This is a genomic window from Streptomyces thermospinosisporus, assembly GCF_039526425.1.
In the GTDB taxonomy this organism is placed as follows: domain Bacteria; phylum Actinomycetota; class Actinomycetes; order Streptomycetales; family Streptomycetaceae; genus Streptomyces; species Streptomyces thermocarboxydovorans.
Map to the genome: position 1 here is coordinate 1 of NZ_BAAAIZ010000156.1, position 3,324 is coordinate 3,324.

3 protein-coding genes are annotated in these 3,324 nt (G+C 69.2%); 2 read left to right on the plus strand and 1 reads right to left on the minus strand.

The features are described 5' to 3' along the window. Positions 1–182: 182 nt before the first annotated feature. Entirely contained in the window at positions 183–515 is a 333-nt protein-coding gene (locus tag ABD207_RS31980) for a hypothetical protein (protein ID WP_344016820.1), read from the minus strand. Positions 516–908: 393 nt separating this feature from the next. On the opposite strand from ABD207_RS31980, the gene ABD207_RS31985 reads away from it, so the two are divergent. Together ABD207_RS31985 and ABD207_RS31990 are read left to right on the plus strand one after the other, a co-directional pair. After that, positions 909–1,715 (plus strand): TSUP family transporter, encoded by an 807-nt coding sequence (locus ABD207_RS31985; protein WP_425580885.1) that lies wholly within the window; start codon positions 909–911, stop codon positions 1,713–1,715. A gap of 1,168 nt (positions 1,716–2,883) precedes the next feature. Beyond that, the coding region (locus ABD207_RS31990) for a hypothetical protein (RefSeq protein WP_344016822.1) at positions 2,884–3,324 on the plus strand (441 nt) is incomplete at its 3' end.

A 3,324-nucleotide genomic window follows, 5' to 3' on the forward strand; every position in this document is an offset into this window, starting at 1 on the left:
TGAGGGCCCGCCCGGTGCACGGGGAACAGGCCGGGCAGGAGGGGCGGTGAGAGCGAGCGCGGTCAGCAGCGCCGGCGTGGCCTGGATCCCGGTCAGCGTGTGCTCATCTCATGCTTCCCGGGGCAGAGTTGCCAGGGCTGCGCAGGCGGCATAGGCGCTGAGCAGGTCCGGGAGGGCGAGGGTCACTCCCCATGTTCCTCGCACCGGGGCGGCTCGCACGCGCCGGGCCCGTCCCAGGAAACCTGATCGGACCGGAGCCAGGTCGTCCCGGGTACAGCCGCGACGAACACTGCCACGGCGCCGCCGGAGACGACGAAGGTCACGGCCCACCACTGCATGGGCACCGCCCGCATCGTGTGCTCGTTGCCGTCTCTGTTGAGCCGTCGTCCGAGAACCCACACCACCAGGCACGACACGATCTTGCCGGCGACGGCGCCCAGGGTCTCGTTGTCGAACAGACTGCCGCCCGCGGAGCCGTCGATGACCGGGCTGAGCATGATGATCGGGAACGTCACCCAGCCCCAGCCGGTCCAGGCAATGATCACAGCAAGCCCCCTTCGTCGCTCAGGGCGTCGCACCGGGCCTCTCGGCGCGAACTCCCGTTCCTGTGACCGTAGAAGACGACGTCTGCTTCCGGCCATGCCCGCTGCTCTCGAGCCGCTGCGGGAGGAAACCCTCACCGGTTGTTCATGAACATCGTGTGACGGACCGGCTGTCTGTCCGTCCACCGTGCTGATACTGGGGCACGCGGCCGTCTGCCTGGGGCGGGGGTGTGGTGGACGGGACGGTGTGGGCGGTCATGGCGGCCGGGTGGCTGGTCGCGGTGGTGACGGTACCCGTGGGGGTGTCGGGTGCGGTTTTCCTTTCTCCCCGTCCATCTGAGTGTCCTCGGTGTGCCGAGTCCCGCGGTGACTTCGACGAATCTGCTGTTCAACGTGATTGGCGGGCCGGGTGCGCTGAGGCGTTACCACCGGGCCGGTGTGCTGTGCGGCGGTGTGACCCGGCGGCCGGTGGCCGGGGCTCTCCCGGGTGTCGTGCTCGGTGCGGCGGTGCGTGTCTGTGCTTTTCCCGGCCCCGAGACGTTCCGGTTGCTGATCGCAGCGCTGCTTCTTCCGCTCGGTGTGTGGCTCTGTATCCGCACCCTCGCCCCCGCCGCGCACCCCTTACCCGGCGCCCGGCCGGAGTTGTCTCCTGCCGTGCTCACCGCTTTCGTGTTTGTGGTGGGGGTTGCTGGTGGTGTTTACGGTATCGGTGGGGGCTCTCTTGTGGGGTCTGTTCTGGCTGCTCGGGGTGTGTCTCTGGCGCGTGTTGCTCCGGCTGCGCTGGCGACGACGTTCGCTACCTCGGTCATCGGGGCGGTCGTCTACAGCTGCTGGCGGTGGCCGGTTTGGGGGATGTCGTGCCTGACTGGCCGGTCGGGATTGCCTGGGGTGTGGGCGGTCTGGTCGGCGGCTGTCTGGGTGCCCGTCTCCAGCCCTGCCTGCCCGAGACCGTCCTGTGTCTGCTTCTGGGGATGCTGGCCGCAGCTCTTGGCGGGTTCTACGCTCTCCAGGCGCTCACGTGAGACGAACCGGCGCGGCCCCTCCGGTTCGCTGCCGGTGGGCTCCCGTCGCCCGTTCGCCCATCTGCTCCATCTACTCGGAGGAGCTCCAGCCGTCGTCTTGGGTGGGTCTTGGGGGTGTCGGCTGGCGGTCTGCCGGCCGCAAAGGCCCTGAAAGAGTGCACTTCCAGGATGGACGCTGCCGCTTGGGCAGCCCGGGGGAGGGGCGGTTCACCGCAGCCGGCACTGGCGATCGGGCTGTGAGCGGGTCAGGGCGCCGGCCGGCAGCCTGGGGTGTGCAGCGCGCGGCGACGTCGGCGCGGGCCACCGGGCGGGGGAGGTCCGGTGCCCCAGTGCACGTCGTTGGTTGTGCAGGCGGGTTTCTTGCCGCTGGTGCCCGCGGAGGGTGCTCATCGGTGGGGAGGACGAAGTGCCGGGCTGGCATCGGGTGTTCGCCCCGGGATGGCCACGCCGCGTTCGTCGGCTTGTACGGGTCCGGTCGCATCCGCGACTACAGCCTTTACCCGCGGCGCCGCGTGACAGCGGTGGTCTGCGCCGCCGTTCCCGCCGCGAAGCTCAAGCAGATCGACATCCAGATCAGCCCAGAGATCGACGACGAGTGCACATTCGGATACCTGTGGGTGGGAGGCCTGGGGGTGCATGAGGGCTCAACCCGATCCAGTGCCCGAGCCTCAGGAGCGTAGCCGAGTGTGGTTGGCGGGGCTGAAAAGTTCCTGAAGGGTTCAGCAGCTGGTGATTCCTGAGCCCGCGCCAGGCCGGTTGGTCGCAGGTCAGCCGTCCGGACAGAGTCCTCGTTGCCGCCGGGGTAGACCCCGCCGGTGACGGCGCGCGGAAACCTTGCGTGGCTGAAGCTGCCCCGGACCGCAGCCGCCCGTGGCTCTGGAGGCATGGGCGGCGACGAGCTTTTCCGGCGGCTTCTTGCCTGCGACGTGAGCCGCCGGGAAGCGCCCTGGCCCGGCCGGCGGCTAACTGTCCGGTCAGTGGTGGTTCTGCCACCACACACGACGGCAAGGTTCACGCATGCCGGCCCCGTCCACTGTCTGTGGACCGCGGTCTGTGATGTGTGTGATGAACTGGTGGCCGGATGACCTCGCGGCGCCGCTCACGTCGGCGTCGTACAGGCGTGGCAGCGTGAGGTCGCATGGGAGCCGATGAGGTCTCCGAACGCCCGATGCCGCGCGATGGATTGATGAAGGTGTTCGGTCTCTGACGCCATCCGCTTTCCGAACGTGATCGTTTGGTTCGGGCTGGGTGGGCATGAACTGCGGCTGGCGGCGGGAGAGATGCGGACGGTTCGTTCGCGTCGCTCGTGGAGGTGGCTGGTGCCGTCGGTGCTCGGTCTGTTGGAAGCCCAGGAGAAGAAGGTGCGGGAAGAGGTCGCACGGTTGCAGGAGGAGGCCGAGCGGGTGCAGGCCGCGCTCGGCGAGGCGGAACGGGCTCTTCAGCGGCTGGTGGATGCCCGTGCAACGGTGGCCGAGGTGCTGGCCGAGCTGCCTTCCGTGGTCGAGGAGCCACAGCGGGGTTCAGTGGCCGGCTCGGTGGTGCCTCACCGGACCGACGGCATGACGGTGTCGGTCCTGGCGCCGGACTACCAGCGGATCGTGTCGGTGCTGGAGTCGGAAGCGGGCAGGGAGGGCATGCGCTGTCAGCAGCTGGCCAGGGCTCTGGGGCTTCAGGTGGTTCCAGCGAGGATCGAGGGGCTGCGGTCGAAGGCGAAACGCCTGGTGGAGCGGGGATGGGCTCGGCAGACGCGGCCGGGAGTG